Below are 20,257 nucleotides of genomic sequence, written 5' to 3'. Positions count from 1 at the left end.
GGGAGCAGGAGCATGATTCGACTCGTATTCGAAAGCAGTGACCCGGGATACGCCATAACGCTTGGCCCAGCGCCTTTATTCCGGGTCGGTGGCAATTTCATCCGGCAAGGACCGGAAAAATCCGTCGTGGCGAGATACCGGAACCATTTCTGGGAAGTTCAGGAGCGGCACTTCACGCGCTACGATTGTCTGGATAGCGCATCGATCCATTTCGAGGATATTGCCGGCGATCCGTCGGAATCGTTCGGGCCGTTTGTTCGCTTTTGGGTCGCCGACGGGGCGCTTTATGCGGAAAGAAATCTCTTCGCCAAATTCATGGAAGAATCTCTGCTCTGGCATTGTTATCCGACCGACACCTATTGGCCGATCATGGTGATTACCCAGGCCGACCGGACCGATTAGATTTTCTCCGGGCAAAACTTCACATTCGGGCGGCGGTCGTAAATCTATCGGCTGTCGGAATTCTTGTGTCAGAGAGCTACGTGGGTGCTGGCCATGTTGCAACTCGCAAGGGAGGTGGGTCGAGTCGATGAGCCGCATCATGCCTTTACGAGCGACTCTTGTATTCATCGCGGCATTTCTCTTCGGCTGCGGGCGGCCGGATTCCGATTCGATCCGTCTGACCGGCTGGATCGCATCGCCGATCGAAGAAAATCTGACGCGGACGTTCATCGACACTTTCGAGCAACGGCATCCCGGCCTTCCGGTCCGGTACGAGCCGATCACGGCCAATTACATGGACAAGCTGCTGCTCATGCTAGCCACCGGGACCGCGCCGGATGTGGTGATGATCGAGGCTTTCTGGATTCCGCTGCTGGTCGAGTATGACGTTTTGCTGCCGCTCGACGGTTTCCTTGTCCGTGACCCCGGCTTTTTTCCGGACGACTTCGAGCCGATGCTGCTCGATGCGTTTCGTTCCAACGGCGCGTTGTACGGATTGCCCAAGGATTATTCGACCCTGGCGCTTTATTTCAACCCGGCGATGTTCGCCGAAGCCGGACTCGCGGAACCTCCGAGGACTTGGGAAGAATTCGCCGAGTACGCCCGGCGGCTCACCCGCGATACCGACGGCGACGGCAGCGTCGACCAGTACGGATACAGCCATGCCGAAGACCTCGAATATTCGCTGCCCTTCGTCTGGCAGAACCGGGGCGAATATCTCGACGCGCAAGGCCGCGCCGCTTTCGGCGAACCCGCCTTCGCGGAAGCGCTGGGTTTCCTTCAGCGGATGAAGACGGACGGCATCGCCGTCATGCCTTCCGACGTCGGAGCGGCCTGGAACATGGACGCTTTCGGCCGCCGCCGCGTCGCCATGGCGATCTCGGGACTCTGGGCGGCGAATTTCCTGAACGAGACCCATGCAGGCACCCCATATCGGGCGGCTTTGCTGCCCGCCGGAAAGAAGGCGGCTTCGGTCGCGTTCGTGGCCGGTTATGCCGTCCCCAAGCGGACCCGAAACCCGGATCGAGCATGGCAGCTGCTTCGTTATCTCACCGGCCGCGAAGGCGGGCGCATCTGGGTCAAATCCGATGTCGGCCTGCCGGCCCGGCGCTCGATTGCGCTGGAATCGAAGATCGAGCGCGATCCCTTGAAGCGGGTTTTTCTGCAAAGCCTCGATCATGCGCGGATTTGGCAATTCAGGGTGAACCAGCGCGTCCTGGACGAAACCCAGAGCGTGCTGCAAGCCATCTTTCTCACCGGCGCCGCGGTTCAATCGACGCTGGACGATTTGAAGCGCCGGGTGGAACGGGGAGGGCAGTTTCACGCCGATGTCCGAGGCCATGAGTCGCAAAGCCGGTCCGGGCCGCCCCGCTGACATGCCCGAGCGTCATCGCGAGGCTTGGGCCGCATTTTTCTTTCTGTCGCCGGGACTCGTCGTTCTTTCGCTGTTCGTGTTCGGCCCCCTGATTTTCATCTTCGTCGTCGCATTTTTCGACTGGAATCTTTTTCGGCCCGAACAGCATTTCCTCGGTGTCGCGAATTTCGTCGAATTGACGGGCGACGAGCTGTTTTTCGCCGCTCTGCGCAACACCACGGTCTATGTTCTGGGCGTGGTGCCGGCCCAGACTCTCTTGGCCTTGTTGCTGGCGCTCGCCGTCAACCAGAACATTCCGGCCCGTGGATTTTTTCGCGCGGCGTTTTACATCCCGGCCATCACTTCCTCGGTAGTGACGTCCATCATCTTTCTGTGGATCTACTCGAAGCCGGGTTTGCTCAATTACGTCCTGTCGCAGTTCGGAATCGTCGGGCCGGACTGGATCGGATCGCCCAAATATGCGCTCGGCGCAATCATGGCGCTCAACGTATGGTCGACCTCGGGGTATTTCATGGTGGCGTTTCTGGCCGGGCTACAGAGTATCCCGGCTTCGCTCTATGAAGCCGCCCGGATCGACGGCGCGAGTCCCTGGGCGCGCTTCCGGCACATCACGGTGCCGGGCCTCAAGCCCACGCTGTTTTTCGTGGTGACCCTCGGGATCATCGGCAGCTTTCAGGTGTTCGATCAAATCTACATGATGAGCGCGGGCGGGCCGGTCAATGCCACCACCACGCTCAGCTATTTCATCTATAACAGCGCCTTCCGGTATTTCCGCTTCGGCTATGCCGCGGCGGCCGCCGTGGTGCTGTTCGCGGTCATACTGCTCGTCACCCGGATGCAGCGGAAGATCGTCCGTCCGGAAGCGCCGTGAACAGATCTCGGACCGTTCGAAACGCAATCCGGAGGTCGGCCGTCCTTGCGCTCTTGCTTGCGGCCACCGGCATTTTCACGCTCCCCTTTATTTGGTCCCTGTCCATCTCGTTTCAACCGCCGGGAGATGTTTTCAGTTGGCCGATCGAGCTCATTCCTGACGAGTTCACCTTGCAGAATTATCGGCGGCTCTGGACCGAAATTCCGTTCGCCCGGTGGCTGCTCAACAGCGGCGGCGTCGCGTTGGCGGTGACGCTGGCGAACCTTTTCTTCGACGCCCTCGCGGGCTATGCCTTCGCCCGCTTGCGCTTTCCGGGGCGGAACGTCCTATTCGCCCTGTTGCTGGCGACGCTGATGGTGCCCGCTCATGTAACCCTGGTGCCCAAATTCATGCTCTTGAATGCCCTGGGTCTGGTCAATACCTATACCGCGCTGGTCGCGCCGGCCATGGTTCAGGTGGTCGGCATTTTCCTGATGAAGCAGTTTTTCGAGTCCATCCCCAAGCAGCTGGAAGAGGCGGCCCGCATCGACGGCTGCAACCGATTCCAAGTGTTTTGGCGGGTGGTACTGCCGGCGTCCCGGCCCGCGCTGGCGGCGCTGGGCATCTATACCTTCCAGAGCAATTGGAACGAATTCCTGTGGCCGCTGGTCGTGACCACCACCAGCGACCGGTTCACCCTTCCGGTCGGCCTCGCCATGTTCCGCTACGAATTCAGGGTCGAATGGACCATGCTGATGGCGGGCGCCGTGCTCATCGCCCTTCCGACACTAATCATATTCCTGGTCTTCCAGCGCCTTTTCATTCAGGGCATCGCCACGAGCGGATTGAAAGGGTGAACACTAGAGCGTGGAGCTAGAGCGTTTTCTGGTTTGGCGTAGCGCCCCGAAGGTGCAGTAGGTCGGCAATCCGTTGCCGACACATTGGGGCGGTGAGGGGCTTTGTCGGCAAAGGATTGCCGACCTACCAAGTTCCCGATTCTCACCGCTAAACTGCGGTGAAAAACGCTCTAGAGATTCGGATGCGCGGTAGGCGGGCAGGCGAACAAATCGATCCGCATGTCATCGGAATCTGGAATGCCGAGACCCGGAAAGACGGTCCTCCGACTTTTACCGCGCAGTCACCCCAGCAGGGTGTTGGTCGAGGCCAACACATTAACAATCCTTGATTTTTAATGAGATACGGCATTTTTCCGGAAATGCCGTTCGGCTGGGCAAACGGTGCCGGTTTCTTTCCATAGCTGTATATGCCAGATAAGTGACTGAAAAATAGAACAATATTCGTGCTGGCATGATTCCTCCCTTGTATTCGGCACCGGGCTCACGGTCACACGGATCGCATCGAGCCCAACACGCCAGGCGTTTCGAAAAATGAAAATACTCGGGAGGATTTATGTCGATTTACCAAGTCTCCAAATTTGCCGAGAACCCGGAGCCGTTGTTCAGCTTCCGAAGGTTTCTTGAAAATACCGCCAATCTCGGCCTCGTTCTGCCGTTCGGCGCGGCCAGCGTCACGTCGGTGGTGTCCCTGGCCCATACCGGCGAGATTTCGCTGCCTCTCGTCTCGTCCGCATTTCTCTGTGTGTATTCCAGTTATTTGATCGATCATCTCGCCGATGTCGGCAGGCTGGATGGAAACCTGGAGTCGACGCGCACCAAGACCCTTTCGAGAAAATCGCTGTTTACCGCCTTCGGCGTGGCCGCATTCGTAGCCGCCGCGGGCATAGCCTTGGTTTTCTCCGGCCTGGAAGCGTTTTTATTGCTCCTCTGCTTTCCTTTGGCGGTGGCTCTGTACGGAACCTCACTGTTCGGGACACTGGCCGGCGAACTTCTACCCTATCGGCGACTGAAAGACATTCCAGGCATCAAGGCCTTTTACACGGCATTCTTCTGGGGCTTTTTGATGCTCTATGCTTCCCGTTTCGTCGATGCTCAGGATTTGCGCCAAACCGTATTTTTCTTCGTTTACATGATGCTTTCCGACTTCGTGAATACCGTCTTTTGCGACTTCAAAGATCTGGCGCGTGATCGGGTGGAAGGCGTCAAGACCCTGCCCCTGCTGCTGGGCGTGGCGAGGACGAGCAAGCTTATTCAAGCGGTGAACGGCATTGCGCTCATGGTATTGGCAGTGTCCGTCCATCTGCAGTGGATTCCGGCCTGGATGTTGGCATTGGCGCCGGTTCACCTCTATGTCCGGGCAATCGTCGATCATGGCCAAAAGCTGGTAGCCGCCGACGGCAATCCCGGCGATGCGGCGATGGATGCCGAATTCCTCCTGTGGTTGCCCCTGGTCTTGGGCGGGTTGGCGCTAGGCCTGTGAACGACGGCTCCGACACTTCCAAAGGTACCCAGCCATGACGCCACAACAAGAACTCATTTTCCAGATTTCAGCCACGGCATCGATGACCCTATGGATTGCCGCCTATATCCTCATCATCCGCCGCGGCTTCAAGGATCAAACGTATGGCATGCCGTTCGCACCGATGTGCGTGAACGTCTCCTACGAATTCATTTTCGGTTTCGTTTATCCGGATATGCCGCCGGTGAATTACGCGAATATCGCTTGGTTTTTCATCGATCTGGCCATCGTCTATCAATATCTGCGGTTCGGGCGGGAAGAGTTTCCTGCTGTGTTTCCAAGGCAATGGTTTATCCCGGCTTTCGTCCTGGGGCTGGTGACGGCGTTTTTCGGGGTCATCGCGATTACCCTGGAATTCAAGGACTTTCACGGGAACTACACGGGATGGGGAGATCAGTTGCTGATTTCCATAACCTACCTGTATCTGTTGGCCCGCCGCGAAAGCACGCGCGGCCAGTCGGTTTATATCGTCCTGACGCGGATGTTCGGTTCGATTGTTCTGATTCCCGCGCAGTATGTCCAAGCCCCCGAGTCGATTCTCCTGCCGTTTTTGTATGCGGGATTCATCGTGTTCGACGCGATATACCTTTTCTTGTTGGTTAGGCAGTGCCGTTCGGAGGGGATTAATCCCTGGGCGCGGGTTTAAGCTTCGTAGAGTGGAACGGGTTAGGTCTTATCGACCCGGTTTTTCCGGCGCAGCTTTCAGGAAGCAGTTGTTTGGATATGGATTCCGCCGATCATTGACCTTGGGTGTCCGTGTATACGACCATATACAGTTGATAAGAAAAGTTATCGCTTTTGCCACTGTCAAGTGGTCCAAGTCGAGCGGTCAAAAATCGGGCGGGTCAACCGCCCGTTTCCGTGTTTGTCCCTGTGACGGCCGGTTGCTGTAAGACTGTTTAGGGGGAAAACGTCCGGAGTAGCAGGTCCATGGCTTGCCTTCACGGGCGCGCAGTCGGAAAAGAACAATTAAAAGGCAATACGGCACTGATGGCAGTTCGTCACAGCATCCGGAGTTGGACCAGAACACTCTTTCGGAAAGCTTTTCTTTCAGCGTTTGACGGCAACGCTTGCTCTCGGCGAGTGATTCTTGCCGGGGTGCTATCCGGCGTTTTGGCTCCGCAGACGGCCTCTGCCGATGCCTTTCCCGGCGATCTGCTGCTCTTTCCCGAGCTCACCAGTCTCCATCGCTTCGATCTTCAAGACGGTTCCAGCCTGAAGAACTATTGGATCAATCCGGGGCTGAATCTCTTCTACGGCTTGGATCAAGGCCGGTTCCGTTTCCTGCTGGAGTGGCTGGTGGACCGCTCCGCGCAGGAGGTCCAGAGGTTGCAGCTCGGCTGGCGCTGGCAGGACACCACGTTTTGGGTGGGCCGGTTTCACAATCCCATCGGTTACTGGAACATCCATTTTCATCACGGGGCTTACATGATGACCAGCATCACCCGCCCCGGTGTGATGACTTACGAAACGTCAGGCGGCCCGCTGCCGATGCATGTCACCGGGCTTTACGTCGAAGGGGTTCGGGAACTCGGGGATTCCAGTCTCTATTACGTTCTGAATGCCGGCGTGGGTCCGGACCTCGAGAAGAAGCGGCTGGACGCGTTCGACGTTCTGGACCCGGAAGGTACGCGGCTCCCGGCCGTGACTTTGCGCCTCGGATATCAGCCGGTCAGCTTCGGTTCCGACGAGATCGGTTTTTCCTTCAGCTATACCGAAATATCCGGCCGCCGGATCGGCGTGGACCGAATCAATCAGATCGTGGCGGGCGTCTTTGCCAATTGGCGATCGGAGAATCTCGGTTTCCTGGGCGAGGCCTTTTACATCCATAACGATTTCACGGGCGGCGCTTCGGAACCCGAATCCGACGTGCTGAACCTCTACGGGCAGGCGGAATGGCGGGTGGCCGACGATCTGACCTTGTACAGCCGGATTGAAGGCACGTTCAACGATAACGGCGACTTGTACTTCGATCATTTTCGAAACTTCGTGCGTGATCGATACATGGGCGGCGTACGCTACGAACTGCCCTACAAGATGGCTCTGAAACTCGAGCTTTCGCGCGAGCACACGAGGGATGACGCCTTCGGGCAGGTGGGGCTCCAATGGAGCGCGGTGTTCCCCTAGCCATGTCCAAGCTGTCGTTCCTGATCCTGTTGTTATCGCTCGCGTCCGGCGCGCTGGCCATTGAGGCCGACGGCTTGCGCGAACTCGTTCTCGCCGCAAGTTCCCAGTCGAACATTCCCAAGCTTTCGCTGCAGGAGACCCGGAAGCTTTATCTAGGCGTACCGGTCGAGAAGAACGGCAAGACCATCAAACCTCTGCTGAATGTCAGCGAGTCCCTGCTGTTCGAAGTATTTTTGCAGAAGGTTACCTTCATGTCCTCCGACGCCTACGAGAAACAGGTCCTGGCGATCGTATTCCGCCTCGGCGGCCAGAGGCCCCAGGCTTTTCACGATAGACAGACCCTGAACGCCGCCTTGCTGGAACATCCGGATTCGGTGACGTTCATGTGGGCCAAGGATTTGGATCAGTACAGAGGGCTGAAACCTATCAACACTCTTTGGGCGGGGTCTGCCGATTGAAACGTTTCTTCCATAGCTTCAACGGGCGCCTGCTGCTGTCCATCGTAGGTGTTCATATCATGCTGGTGCCCCTGTTGCTGTTCGGGGTTTATTTGATCGCCAAGCCCGGTGTCGAGCGGCAATTCGTCAATCAGGTGCGCTCGGATGCATTGCTTTTCGGCAATCTGATCGGTTCTCGGCTGACGACGGGGGATACGGCGGAAATCGCGGCGCTCATGGGCGAGTTTCTGTTGAACGGCCGGCTGATTTTTGCCGAGGTGCAGATGGGCGACCGGATAATACCGCCCAATATCCCGCTGGCCACACAAGAACCTTTCAACGAGGATTTCTTCTTCGGACAGCATGAGGACGGCATTTATTTCATCGCGGTGCCTTTGACCGAAGGCGATGCCGGCGGACAGCCGGTCTTGCGTCTGGGTTACGACGAAACCCCGGTCCGGCAGGAACTCATGTCCCTTTACCGCCGCGGCATTTATCTGGTGGCGTCCTATCTGGGCCTGACCCTGATCGTCGTGGCCTTGTTGGGAAGGCGCCTGGTTCGGCCGCTGGAAATTCTTCGGCGGGAGGCGGATCAGATCACGGCCGGCGACCACGGCACCGAGTTCGGCACCCGTTCCGGAATCGCCGAGGTGGCCGCCTTGGCGGAGAATCTCGAACGGATGCGGCAGGGCCTCATTCATGCGCGCGACGCGGCCCTTCAGGCGGCGCTGACGAAAAGCGAATTCCTGGCCAACATGAGCCATGAAATCCGCACGCCCATGAACGGCGTCATCGGCATGCTGGAACTGGCCTTGCGCACCGAACTCACGCCGCAGCAGAAAGACTATCTCACCATGGCCAGTTCATCCGCCGAATCCCTGCTGCGCCTGCTGAACGACATACTCGATTTTTCGAAGATCGAGGCACGAAAGCTGGAGCTCGAGTGCATCCAGTTCGATTTGCGCGACGCCGTGGGCGACACACTGAAGCTGCTGGCGCCTCAGGCCCATGCCAAAGGCCTGGAGCTGACTTATCTCATCGATCCCCAGATACCCGACATCGTTTCCGGAGACGTCGGCCGTTTGCGGCAGATTCTCATCAATCTGGTGAGCAATGCCATCAAGTTCACGCCGCAGGGCGAGATCGTGGTGCGGGTCGAGTCCGGATGCGACCGCTGTGCCGACAGCATCTGTCCCCGCTTCTCGGTGAGCGATACCGGCGTCGGAATCCCAGCGGACAAGCAAACGGTGATCTTCGACGCGTTTACCCAGGCGGATGCCTCTTCCACGCGCATGTTCGGCGGAACCGGGCTGGGATTGGCGATTTCCTCGCGCCTGGTGAATCTGATGCGGGGGGACATGGGCCTCGAAAGCGAAGTAGGCCGCGGCAGCACCTTTTATTTCACGGTTCCGTTAAAAGTACCGTCGGAAACGGCGCCGGGCCCCCGGCAAAGGTCCTTCGATCTGCACGGGGTCAAAGTCCTGGTGGTGGATGATCATCCGGTCAACCGCTACATTTTCATGGAGATGCTGACGCAGTGGGGCATGAGCCCGGTGCAGGCCGATTCCGGCAAGGCCGCGCTGCACGAGATCCAGCGGGCCACCGAGCAAGGGGCGCCGTTCCGGTTGATCCTGCTGGACGCCATGATGCCCGAGATGGACGGTTTCGAGGTGGCCGCCCACATCAAGGCGACGCCCAGCACGGCCCTGACCACCATCATGCTGCTGTCCTCGGCGGACCGCGGCGGCGACTTCGAACTTTCCCGCCGCTTGGGCATTTCGCGTTTCCTTCGAAAGCCGGTCAAGTATTCGGAGCTGATGGAGGCGATCCAGGCTGCCCTGGACGAGTCGGAAGCCACGCCCGTTACGCCCGAAGTGTTGCCGGCATCGCCGTTCCGTGCCGTGCAGCGCGGGCTGCGCATCCTGGTGGCCGAGGACAATCCGGTCAACCAGAGGCTGGTGCAGGCCTTGCTGGAAGACCGCGGGCATTCCGTGCTGATGGCGGGCAACGGCGAGGAAGCCTTGCGCTTGCTCGAGCGGGAATCCTTCGACGCGGTGCTGATGGACGTGCAAATGCCGGTGATGGACGGCTTGCAGGCTACGGCCGCGATTCGGGAGCGGGAACGGGACACCCGCCGCCATGCCTACATCGTGGCGATGACGGCTCACGCGCTCAAAGGCGACAAGGAACGTTGCCTCGCGGCCGGCATGGACGCTTATGTATCCAAACCCATACGCGAGGCGGAATTGCTGGCGGCCGTCGAACGCTGGAACGAGGAGCCGGCATCTTCCGACACTCAAGGGGCATCCGCCATGTCGTCCGACCAACCCCCGTTCGATCTCTCCGAAGCCTTGGCCCGGGTCCGCAACCGGCGGCCTCTGCTGCGCAGTATGGCCGAAATCTTCATCGGACAATCCGACGATCTGCTGGACCAATGCGAGGCGGCCATCGAAAGCGCCGACGGACCCACCCTGGAGAGGGCCGCTCATACGCTCAAGAGCTCGGCGGCGAGTTTTTGCGCAGCCACCGTGTCGGAGATCGCCCAACGGCTCGAGAATGCCGGCCGCACCGCCGAGTTCGGGAATGCGAAGGCGGATTTTCAGGTATTGAAATCCGAAATGGGCCGGCTGCTCCCCGCCTTGAAGCGGTTCCTGGACGAGCCGGACCCGCCGGCCTGAGGCTCGAAATGCTTACAGCCCTGTCGTTTAACTGTTGGAATTGTCGGATATGACCCGCAAGACGGAACGAAAACCCCTGGTTCTCATGGTGGACGACAATCCGGTGAACCTCGCCGAGTTGTACGATTTGCTGACGGAGGCACAATACGAGGTATCGATCGCGGAAAGCGGGGCCGGCGCCATCCTCCAGGCCGAGCGCGTGGTTCCCGATCTCATCCTGCTCGACGTGCTCATGCCGGGCATGAGCGGATTCGCCGCCTGTGCCAAGCTCAAGGAATCTCCGAAGACGGAATCCATCCCGGTACTGTTCATGACCGCCCTCGACGATACCGCCGACAAGCTGCAGGGCTTGCGGCTCGGAGCCGTCGATTACATCACCAAGCCCTTTCAGCACGAGGAGGTCCTGGCGCGGGTCAATACCCATTTGACGCTGGCGCGGCTCCGAAGCGAGCTGCAGGCCAGCCGGGAACGGCTTTCCCGGATCGTGACCTATGCGCTCGACGCCATCATCACTGTGGATGCGGAAGGCCGGATCGTCCTTTTCAATGCTGCGGCCGAAAAACTGTTGAAATGCCGGGAGAGCGAAGCGGTGGGGGGAGTCCTGGAGCGATTCCTGACGCCCGCGCTCAAGGAGCATCTTGGCCACTGCATGGACCACTCGTCGGACCAGGCGATCTGGCTGCCGGAAGGCGTCGGCATTCTGCGGGGCGACGGCGCGGAGGTGCCGATCGAAGGTTCGATATCGCGGGTGGAAGCCGGCGACGAAAAGCTTTTCACCGTGATTCTGCGCGACTCCGGCGAGCGGCAGCGGCGCATGCAAGCGGAGGCGGAATGCCGGCAGCTCAAGGGCATCAAGCTTTACCTGGAAGAAGAAATCAAGGCCGCCCACAATCTGGACGAACTGATCGGCGGGTCGGCGGCGCTGAAGCAGGTTGTGACGCTCATCAACCAGGTGGCCGAGACCGATTCCACGGTGCTGGTCACCGGCGAAACCGGCACCGGCAAGGAGCTCATCGCCCGTGCGATCCACAATCTCAGCAGCCGCAAAGCCAATGTGCTGGTCAAACTGAACTGTGCGGCCATTCCGGCCAATCTTGCGGAGAGCGAGTTGTTCGGCCATGAGAAAGGGGCCTTTACAGGAGCCCTGTCGCGCAAGCAGGGGCGCTTCGAACTGGCCGACGGGGGCACCCTGTTCCTGGACGAAATCGGGGAATTGCCCCTGGATCTTCAGGCCAAGCTGCTGCGGGTATTGCAGGAGGGCGAATTCGAGCGGGTGGGCGGCACCCAGACGATCAAGGTCAACGTCCGCGTCATCGCTGCCACCAACCGCGATCTCGGCCGGATGTCCCGCGAGAACCAGTTTCGGGCGGATCTTTATTACCGGCTCAACGTGTTTCCCATCCATCTGCCCCCGCTTCGGGAAAGGGCGGACGATATTCCCTTGCTGGTCCGGCATTTCGTCCAAAAGTACGCCACCCTGCTCGGCAAGCGGATCGAGACCGTGGCGCAGCCGATACTGTCGGCGCTTTGCGCCTATCCCTGGCCCGGCAATATCCGCGAGCTGCAGCACGTGATCGAAAGAGCCGTGATTCTGTCCGAAGGCGGCGAACTGGCGCCCATCGACTGTATTCAGCGTCCCGCCGCGGAAACGCGGAACGGTGGCTTCGCCACCCTGGAAGAAGTGGAACGGGCGCATATCCTCAAGGTGCTGGAGGCCACAAGCTGGCGGATCAGCGGCGAAAAGGGCGCGGCCGTGATCCTGGGTATGCCTTCGACCACCCTCCGTTCCCGCATGGAACGGCTCGGCATCACGCGGCACTCGACCACGGCCTGATGCAGGCCAAAATCATTGTGGTCGTAGGTCGGCAATGCTTTGCCGACACGTTGGCTTGGTAAGGGCCTTTGTCGGGAAGGGATTCCCGACCTACTCGCTTAGTGTGGGAGCGGGCCGTAAACCAATCCGGCAGCAGCTCTAAGAGCATTGCCTCACTCACTCCCTCCTCATCCTTTCGCCGGAAGCATGGAGCGGCTCCGCCGAATCGCCGTCGAACAGCCAGCATTGATTCCGGCCCGCCCGCTTGGCGAGGTAAAGCGCTTGATCGGCCTGCCGCAGCAGACCGTCGTCGTCATCCCCCGCTCCGGCGAACAGGGTCACCCCGATGCTCGCGGAAATTGGAACGACATCGTCGACAACGGGGAAAGGCTTGGCCAGCGCGGCGAAGATGCGGGCCACGGTTTCGCGGCAATCCGCAGGGCCGCCGATGTCGTTCAGCAGCAGGGCGAATTCATCGCCACCCAGCCGGGCCACGGTATCGCCTTCGCGCAGTTCCTCGCGGAGCCGCCTTGCGACTTCCACCAGCAGTCGATCGCCGGTTTCGTGCCCGAAGGTGTCGTTGATGATCTTGAAGTCGTCGAGATCGAGATAGCAAACGGCGAGCTGGCGCTTGGAACGCTGGGTTCTGCTCATGCGAAGCCTGTCCGCGAACAGGGCGCGATTGGGCAATTGGGTCAAATAATCGTAATAAGCGAGGCGTTCCAGGCTCTGCCGGCGTTCCACGTCTTGCGTGATGTCCGAGACCGTAACCAGGAAGCGCTGCAGGTCGCCCTGCGGGTTCCGCAAGGCTCGCACCGAGGTGTCGGTATAAATGAGCTGTCCGTTGCTGTGGACGAACCGTTTCTTGAAGCGGACGGCATCGATTTCCCCATTCCAGAGACGTTCGAAATGGGCGAAGTCCTCGGCCAAGTCGTCGATATGGGTGATTTCCACCCAGCTCGTGCCGTTCAGCATTTCCTCGGAGTAGCCGAGCATTTCGCGAAACGCCCGATTGACCTTCACCCATCCTTGGGCAGGACTGAGAATCACCATTCCGGGCAAGCCGAATTCGAAGAAGCTTTCGTACTCGTTCTTGCAATGTGCGTGCGCGAATCCCGTGGTCTTCCGGGGGCGAACACGCGTTTCATGCTCGTCCGCCGTTCCGGCCGGATTCCGGGATGATCCGGCGGGAACTCCGCGAGTCGGCTCGCGCTCCATAGATCCGGCAGGTCTCCGCAACGGTTCCTCGGTCCCCAAGACCGGTTCGGAACGGGAAGCGAAAGCGGGTTGGACCGGTTTGCTTGCGATGAACCCGAAGGCCTCGACCACCGCCGGATCGCCAAGATATCGACATTCGATCATTTCTTTTTCCTTTCTGCTCGGTAGGGCGGAGCGGCGTCGGTTGATCAGGGCTTTGCGCCGTCGAACGAAATCCCCTCGACATAAAGCCCGGCCTTGAACGTCGGGCGCGGGTCGCCGCCCGACCCGCCAAGACCGTAATCGAGGGAATAGATGCCGAGATGGTCGAGACCGATGGTCAGAAGGGGAGTTCTCAGGTCCGGAGCGAGCAAGGTGATGCTTCCTTTGCGTTCCTTCGAATCGGACGAGTTGCCGCTCAGGACGAAGTCCTGGTGCCACTCGATCAGTCCGCCCGAAGCCGCTTCCGGCATGGCAACGCTCAGGTTCGACACTTCCCGGCCGGCAAAATCGTGTTCATACTCGCGAAACTCGCCTCTCTCCTGGAGCTTTCTCTTGACGGTCAAAGCACCGACGCCGATGGCTCTGGACATATCCAGCCCATCGATTTCCAACCGGAAGTTGGACTTCAGCATTCTTGACTGATTGACGGCGCGCTCCAGTCCCGCATAGCGCGCTCCGCCTTTTTGCCATTTGACATACGAGGGCCGTAGCTTGAGCGTGAGTTGCAGCTTCTCCCGCGAGGTCTTGTCCAGCGCCGGAATGCTTATCTCCGAAATCACGGCATTGAATAAGGTGGCTCGCCGCATTTCGTTTCCGTGGAGATCGAGGATGACGATCCCCGCATGAGCGGCATAGAAGTTCGAATGCAGACTGGCCTGGACCCAGTTGAGCAACTCGCCTTCCGGAGCCACGTCCAGCTTTACCGTCCAATCCTTGTACCGGGTTTCTCCCAGGACTTTGTTCGGAAACTGAGCCGGCCCGGCGGGTTGCGAGATGACCTGTCCGCTGGCTTCGCTCCCTTCGAACGAAGAGAGATAAGCGACTGGCTTGCCGTTCAATTCGAAGACATAGATGCCTGGCGAGTAAGATGCCGCCGCCGTGGCCCGCAGCGGAGAGAACAGTGCCGCCAGCATGCCCAGTAGGCTAAGGGCGCGCAGAAAGAATGCGCGTTGCGTTTGAATGTTCATTGTCATTGTCCCTTTTCGGTGTTTATGAACTGCTAGTCCGCTTAACGACAGACGCCTCTCGGTGGGACGACCGTCTCCACGTTCTGACGTTTTGGTCTGCCCCTCGAACTGGCGTGTCGATGCGCGGTCGGCAGACTAGGCGCAAGAGCGATGCCAATAAGGTCTGCGTGTGCAAGTAATTGAAATGGATGACGTTTCAGTTCGGGTCCGGCAGGAGTTCGCCGACGTGTTTTACGAAATGTCGTCAATGCACGCTATCTCGTAAGTTCGTCCGGGCCTTCTCGATCCGGTATGTACGGTCAGGCTTCGAAGGCTTTTGCTCGGACGAAGATTCCGCGTATTCTGGAAAACGTGATTTCAACCAAACCGGGCTGGAGGCCGAACAGCTCCCATCCATGTCCAGAACCTCTACCGACCTGCATATCGATCAACTCCTCAGGATCATCGCGGAAGGTACCGCCGCGGTCACCGGCGACGATTTCATGCGCTCGCTGGTGCGCCATCTGGCCGAGGCCTTGGACGTCAAGTACGCGTTCGTGGCCGAGTTTACGGAGGTGAAAACCCGCGTCGGGACGCTCGCTTTCTGGGCGGATGGCCAGTTTCTCGAAAACTTCGAATACGATCTGCCCGGCACGCCCTGCGAAGCGGTCTTGGCCGGAGAAATGCGCCTTTACACGGCGGGCGTCCAGGATCTTTTTCCGTCTCACCGGGAGGAACTGGCTGCCATCGGCGCCGAGAGCTATCTCGCGATTCCGCTCGCGGACAGGGCGGGCGAGGTGATGGGCCATCTGGCCCTGATCGACGTCAAACCCATGAGCGGAGACCCGTCCGAGTTTTCCGTGTTCAGAATCTTCGCCGCACGGGCCGGGGCGGAGCTGGAGCGCATGCGGGCGGAAGAACTGCTCAGGCGCAGCGAGGAGCGGCTGGGTTCCATCCTGGCCTCGGCCATGGACGCCATCGTCACCATCGATGAGAGCCGCCGCATCACTTTGTTCAACAACGCCGCCGAGCGGATTTTCGGATGCTCGAAGAACTGGGCGCAGGGCCAGCCGTTCGATCGTTTCCTGTCCAAGGGTTTCCGGAGCCTCCTGAATCGCCATCTTCGGGAGAGCACGGGAATGAGCGCGAAGCCGCAACCGGTGTGGGCGCCGGAGGGATTGACCGCGTTGCGCGCCAATCGGGAGGAGTTTCCCATCGAGGCCACCCTGTCCCCCCTGGAACTGGGCGGCAAGCGGTACTACACCTTCATACTTCGGGACGTCGACGAGCGCCGGAAGATCGAAGCGGAACTCCATCGCCTGCAAACCGAAAACGTTTTTCTGCAAGAAGAAATCAGCGCGCCGTACCGCTTCGAGGAAATGATCGGCGGATCGCCGGCGATGCGCAGCCTGTTTTCCGATGTCGAACAGGTGGCCGGCACCGATTCCACGGTGCTCATCATAGGCGAAACCGGCACCGGCAAGGAGCGGATCGCCCATGCCATCCACAATCTCAGCCCGCGCAAGGACCGGCTTCTGGTCAAGCTCAATTGCGCCGCGTTGCCCGCCGAATTGATCGAAAGCGAGCTGTTCGGCCACGAGAAAGGCGCGTTCACCGGCGCGACCGCGCAGCGCAAGGGGCGGTTCGAAATGGCCGACCGGGGCACGCTGTTCCTGGACGAGGTTGGCGAGCTGAGTCTGCCGGCCCAGGCCAAATTGCTTCGGGTGCTTCAGGAACGGGAGTTCGAGCGGGTCGGCGGCGGACAGACGATACGGGTCGACGTCCGGGTCATCGCCGCCACCAACCGCAATCTGGCGGACGCGGTCAAAGCCGGCGAATTCCGCGCCGACCTTTACTACCGGCTGGACGTATTCCCCCTGCGGGTACCGCCGCTCTGGGAGCGGAGCGAGGACATTGCGGTCCTCGCTGATCATTTCCTCCGCCAATTCGCCCGCAAGCTCGGCAAACCTCTTGCCGGCATCGCACCGGAATCGTTGCGGACGCTGGAACGCTATACCTGGCCCGGCAACGTCCGGGAACTGCAAAACATCATCGAGCGGGCAGCCGTGCTCGCGAAAACGCCGCTGGTCGACATCGACCTCAAGCTGGACGATTCCTCTCCAGACCCGCCGCAGACGGAAGCTTCGGAACTGCTGCTGGAGGCCGTCGAGCGCGGCCACCTGCTGAAGGTCCTGGAGGAGTCACGCTGGATCATCGAAGGCAGGACCGGCGCCGCCGCGAAATTGGGCCTTACGCCCAGCACGCTCCGTTATCGGATGCAAAAGCTGGGGATAAGGCGGCCGAAGCAGGTTTGAGCGGGGGGTACGGAAGGCGGGTTACGCTGCGCTAACCCGTCCTTGTGGCTTTCCTGAACATAAGTAAACATAAAGTTTTGTAGGGCGGGTTAGCGTACTCGCGTAACCCGCCTTCCGAGACTCGATCCTTATTCCAAATCCCAAGCCCGAATGTCGACCGGCGCCGCCCATTCCAAGGAATACTGCCCCAACCGAACGAATCGGTGAAAGCTCGAATGCGGCCAATCGGCGGCGCGCGGTACCCAGCCGTGCTTGACCGGGTTGTAATGGATGTAGTCGAGATGGGCGTCGAAATCGCTTTGATCCCGAATGGCATGTTCCCAAAACCGCCGCTGCCAGATGCCGCGTTCGCGTTTCATCTCCCTTCGGGTCGATAGCCGTTCCCCCGGCGCTATGGCGCGCGCGAAAGCCGATTTGATCAAGCGCCAGCGAGTCGAAAAATCCACATCGTCCGGCGGCAAGGTCCAAAGGCAATGTAAATGATCGGGGAGTATGACGATGGCCTCGATCCGGAACGGGCGTTGAGTTCGCACGGTGCGAAAGGCTTCGCGTAACGCGTCGATGTTGTCGGTCAGCAAGCGACGGCGACGTTCCAGCAGCGCTACGGTAAAGAAGTATGAACCGCCGGGGACATAAGCACGAATGTAGTTGGGCATAGGGAAAGTGTGGCCGATGTCTCGCTTTCTCCGAAGGCGGGTTACGCTGCGCTAACCCGCCCTACGAAACTGGCCGAAGGGTGCCGGGCAGGACAGGCCAAGCCAGCATTGAATCCAGAGCACACGGATGTGACAGGCTTCTGCCGTCCATGGCTTCTGGACCCCGGCATTCCAATCGCAAACGGTGTCTTCGGGAAGGGCGTGGCCGGCGCTCCCGGCCAGGCCGTTTGCGATTGGAGCACCGAAGCCACCCTTCCTTGCCGGGGTGACGTCAGCCATCTTCACTAAATGGCATTGCCTTACAACCTCCCTCCCACAAATACCCGCGGCCGCCCGCAACTATTAGTGGCCCCAATGCTCGCCAGTTTCTCGCCATTGCTCGCATGGCATCGATAACAGTTTGTTATTTAACCCTTTTTTGTCCTGAGCTATCGATGGCGCGAGGGTTGCTGTAAAAACATGTCGCGAGTCGGTGTCGCGCAGAAAGCACTTTTAAACCCTTTATTAAGGATCATGAAAAATTCCGCATCTGTCGTTTCTTCCACTTTAGGTGCCATTATTCCGCTGAGCCGCGCCGCGACTGATGTTCCGTAACGCTGTCGAATAGCTAGACGTTCGTTGATAGGGAGAAAAACCATGAATTCGACTGCGAACACGAAAAAGCGCCTGCTGGAAGGCCAGCGCGCCATCGTCACCGGCGGCAACACGGGCATCGGAGCGGCCATCGTCGAGGGTTTGGCCGAAGCCGGCGCCAGGGTGGTGGTGGATTATGTGACCGAACCCGACAAGGCCGAGGCACTGGTGCAACGCATCCGAGATAACGGCGGCGAAGCCGTCGCGGTCGAGGCCGACGTGAGCCGAGAGGAACAGGTGCGGGCCATGTTCGGCGCCGCTCTGGAAGCTTTCGGGGGTGTGGACATCCTGGTGAACAACGCCGGCTTGCAGAGGGACGCGCCCTTGACCGAAATGAGCCTGGACGACTGGGAAACGGTGATCCGCGTCAACCTGACCGGGCAGTTTCTGTGCGCGAGGGAGGCGGCGCGAGAGTTTATCCGCCGGGGCGTGAATCCGGAGCTCTCGGTTTCGGCCGGCAAGATCATCTGCATGTCCTCGGTGCACGATGTGATTCCCTGGGCCGGCCACGTCAACTACGCGGCCTCCAAAGGGGGCGTCGCGATGCTGATGAAAACCCTGGCTCAGGAACTGGCGGTCCACAAGATCCGGGTCAACGGTATTTCGCCGGGCGCCATCAAGACCTGCATCAACTACGACTCCTGGATGACTCCGGAACGGGAAGCCAGGCTGCTGGAGCTGATTCCCTACGGACGGGTCGGACACACCCGCGACATCGCCAAGGCGGCGGTCTGGCTGGCTTCGGACGAATCGGATTACGTCACAGGGGCCACCCTGTACGTGGACGGCGGCATGACGCTGTACCCCGGTTTCGAGGACGGAGGCTGACAGTTGCATATGATGACTTTTGATGCGGCTTTCACTGGAAAGCCCCCGAACGTAGCTCTGCTTTGGCGGGTTACGGCGCACGCGAAGCGTAGTGATCGGTGGTTGGCCGGTTCCGGTGTGCGCCTAACCCGCCCTACGAAATTGCGGACCGAATCGGGAGGGGAAACATGAACCGCTACGCGCGAGCTGGATTACGAGGTCAACGTCCGCTCTCATCAAATAATCCCGGAGCTCGAAAAACGCTTGGACGCGCTTTTTCAGGCCCATTCCGTTCAAGAGGTCAATCGCGATGCTGATCAAGAAACCCTCCGATATCAGGCCCTCGGAAATCACCCCGCGCGAGCTGTTTTACGGCCGGCGGCGGTTCCTGCAACTCGCGGCCGGAGCCTCGGCCCTGGCTCTACTGCCGCCGGGTCTCGCCGCCGGTGAGAAGCTGCCCGACGTCCGAAAGAGCGATTACGTGCTCCCGGACAAGACAACGCCTTACGAGGACATCACCCGCTACAACAATTTCTACGAATTCGGCACCGACAAGGAGTCCCCCGCGAAACTGGCCGGGAGCCTGAAAACCCGTCCCTGGACGGTGGCGGTGGAGGGCGAAGTCCGCAAGCCCAAGACTTACGATATCGACGAGCTGCTGAAACTGGCCCCGCTGGAAGAGCGCGTCTACCGGCTGCGCTGCGTCGAAGCCTGGTCCATGGTGGTGCCCTGGGTGGGCTTTCCCCTGGCGGAACTGATCAGGCGCGTGGAACCCACCGGCAACGCCAAATTCGTGGAGTTCACGACCTTGCTGGACCCCGCGCAGATGCCCGGCCAGCGCTCGGCGGTGCTGGACTGGCCGTATGTCGAGGGGCTGCGCATGGACGAGGCCGCGCACCCTTTGACCCTCCTTGCGGTGGGGCTTTACGGTGAGGTCCTGCCCAACCAGAACGGCGCGCCGATACGGCTGGTGGTGCCCTGGAAGTATGGCTTCAAGAGCGCCAAATCCATCGTGCGCATCCGCTTCGTGGAAAAGCAGCCGGTCTCCACCTGGATGAAGGCGGGCGCGAGGGAATACGGCTTTTACGCCAACGTGAATCCGGAGGTCGACCACCCCCGCTGGAGCCAGGCCAAGGAACGCCGCATCGGCGAATTCTTCAAGCGTCCCACCTTGCCTTTCAACGGTTATGGCGATCAGGTGGCGCAGTTATATGCGGGGATGGATTTGCGTAAGTTTTTTTAGGGCAGCTTGATCGCTCTGGGCGACTTTCTCCCAAAGGGCATGGATATGACACAAGTCGTCACCCCGGCAGGGATTGCCGGGGTCTAGTGTCCAGGGATGAGGTGCGACTAAAGCGACCGTTTGCTGTTGGAAGAACTAGA

16 protein-coding genes are annotated in these 20,257 nt (G+C 59.8%); 13 read left to right on the top strand and 3 right to left on the bottom strand.

Annotated elements, in window-relative coordinates:
• Window positions 1-12 precede the first annotated feature (12 nt).
• The 10 genes from JOD69_RS10080 (at window position 13) to JOD69_RS10035 (ending at window position 12,118) form a co-directional block, all read left to right on the top strand.
• A complete protein-coding gene (locus tag JOD69_RS10080; RefSeq protein ID WP_086134887.1) occupies window positions 13-402 on the top strand; it encodes a hypothetical protein in 390 nt (129 codons plus the stop codon).
• A gap of 139 nt (window positions 403-541) precedes the next feature.
• Window positions 542-1,816 carry an ABC transporter substrate-binding protein gene (locus tag JOD69_RS10075; protein ID WP_168183864.1) on the top strand — a complete coding sequence of 425 codons (1,275 nt, stop codon included), beginning with the start codon at window positions 542-544 and terminating at the stop codon, window positions 1,814-1,816.
• On the top strand, window positions 1,782-2,687 hold the full coding sequence (locus JOD69_RS10070; RefSeq protein ID WP_168183863.1) for a sugar ABC transporter permease: 906 nt from the start codon (window positions 1,782-1,784) through the stop codon (window positions 2,685-2,687). Before JOD69_RS10075 ends, JOD69_RS10070 begins: the two co-directional genes overlap by 35 nt.
• Window positions 2,684-3,523, top strand: a complete 840-nt coding sequence (locus tag JOD69_RS24615) for a carbohydrate ABC transporter permease (RefSeq protein WP_205781118.1) — start codon at window positions 2,684-2,686, stop codon at window positions 3,521-3,523. Before JOD69_RS10070 ends, JOD69_RS24615 begins: the two co-directional genes overlap by 4 nt.
• A 553-nt stretch (window positions 3,524-4,076) precedes the next feature.
• Window positions 4,077-5,003 carry a UbiA family prenyltransferase gene (locus JOD69_RS10060; RefSeq protein ID WP_086134884.1) on the top strand — a complete coding sequence of 309 codons (927 nt, stop codon included), beginning with the start codon at window positions 4,077-4,079 and terminating at the stop codon, window positions 5,001-5,003.
• Between the two features lie 34 nt (window positions 5,004-5,037).
• Window positions 5,038-5,688: a hypothetical protein gene (locus JOD69_RS10055; protein WP_139841127.1), complete on the top strand. Its 651-nt coding sequence runs from the start codon at window positions 5,038-5,040 to the stop codon at window positions 5,686-5,688.
• A 437-nt stretch (window positions 5,689-6,125) separates the two neighbouring features.
• A complete protein-coding gene (locus JOD69_RS10050) occupies window positions 6,126-7,169 on the top strand; it encodes a hypothetical protein (RefSeq protein WP_139841126.1) in 1,044 nt (347 codons plus the stop codon).
• Between the two features lie 2 nt (window positions 7,170-7,171).
• Complete coding sequence (locus tag JOD69_RS10045) at window positions 7,172-7,627, top strand: hypothetical protein (protein WP_086134881.1); 456 nt, start codon at window positions 7,172-7,174, stop codon at window positions 7,625-7,627.
• Window positions 7,624-10,284 (top strand): response regulator, encoded by a 2,661-nt coding sequence (locus JOD69_RS10040; RefSeq protein WP_086134880.1) that lies wholly within the window; start codon window positions 7,624-7,626, stop codon window positions 10,282-10,284. Before JOD69_RS10045 ends, JOD69_RS10040 begins: the two co-directional genes overlap by 4 nt.
• Window positions 10,285-10,333: 49 nt before the next feature.
• Window positions 10,334-12,118 carry a sigma-54-dependent Fis family transcriptional regulator gene (locus JOD69_RS10035; protein ID WP_086134879.1) on the top strand — a complete coding sequence of 595 codons (1,785 nt, stop codon included), beginning with the start codon at window positions 10,334-10,336 and terminating at the stop codon, window positions 12,116-12,118.
• 156 nt (window positions 12,119-12,274) lie between these two features.
• On the opposite strand, the gene JOD69_RS10030 is transcribed toward JOD69_RS10035, so the two are convergent.
• Both JOD69_RS10030 and JOD69_RS10025 read right to left on the bottom strand, forming a co-directional pair.
• The gene (locus JOD69_RS10030; protein ID WP_086134878.1) at window positions 12,275-13,459 is read right to left on the bottom strand and encodes a GGDEF domain-containing protein; all 1,185 of its coding nucleotides are present in this window, start codon (window positions 13,457-13,459) and stop codon (window positions 12,275-12,277) included.
• Window positions 13,460-13,503: 44 nt separating this feature from the next.
• A complete protein-coding gene (locus tag JOD69_RS10025) occupies window positions 13,504-14,484 on the bottom strand; it encodes a phage tail protein (RefSeq protein WP_168183862.1) in 981 nt (326 codons plus the stop codon).
• A 395-nt stretch (window positions 14,485-14,879) separates the two neighbouring features.
• On the opposite strand from JOD69_RS10025, the gene JOD69_RS10020 reads away from it, so the two are divergent.
• Entirely contained in the window at window positions 14,880-16,778 is a 1,899-nt protein-coding gene (locus JOD69_RS10020) for a sigma 54-interacting transcriptional regulator (RefSeq protein WP_086134876.1), read from the top strand.
• A gap of 128 nt (window positions 16,779-16,906) precedes the next feature.
• On the opposite strand, the gene JOD69_RS10015 is transcribed toward JOD69_RS10020, so the two are convergent.
• Window positions 16,907-17,434: a transposase gene (locus JOD69_RS10015; protein ID WP_086134875.1), complete on the bottom strand. Its 528-nt coding sequence runs from the start codon at window positions 17,432-17,434 to the stop codon at window positions 16,907-16,909.
• Window positions 17,435-18,070: 636 nt separating this feature from the next.
• Between JOD69_RS10015 and JOD69_RS10010 the strand changes: the two genes are divergently transcribed.
• On the top strand, window positions 18,071-18,895 hold the full coding sequence (locus tag JOD69_RS10010) for an SDR family oxidoreductase (RefSeq protein ID WP_086134874.1): 825 nt from the start codon (window positions 18,071-18,073) through the stop codon (window positions 18,893-18,895).
• Between the two features lie 295 nt (window positions 18,896-19,190).
• Window positions 19,191-20,117, top strand: a complete 927-nt coding sequence (msrP, locus tag JOD69_RS10005) for a protein-methionine-sulfoxide reductase catalytic subunit MsrP (RefSeq protein ID WP_086134941.1) — start codon at window positions 19,191-19,193, stop codon at window positions 20,115-20,117.
• Window positions 20,118-20,257: the final 140 nt, after the last annotated feature.

It is taken from the genome of Methylocaldum sp. RMAD-M (assembly GCF_017832375.1).
In the GTDB taxonomy this organism is placed as follows: domain Bacteria; phylum Pseudomonadota; class Gammaproteobacteria; order Methylococcales; family Methylococcaceae; genus Methylocaldum.
Note: the sequence above shows the minus strand (reverse complement) of the source record. Positions and strands in the feature narration are given on the sequence as shown.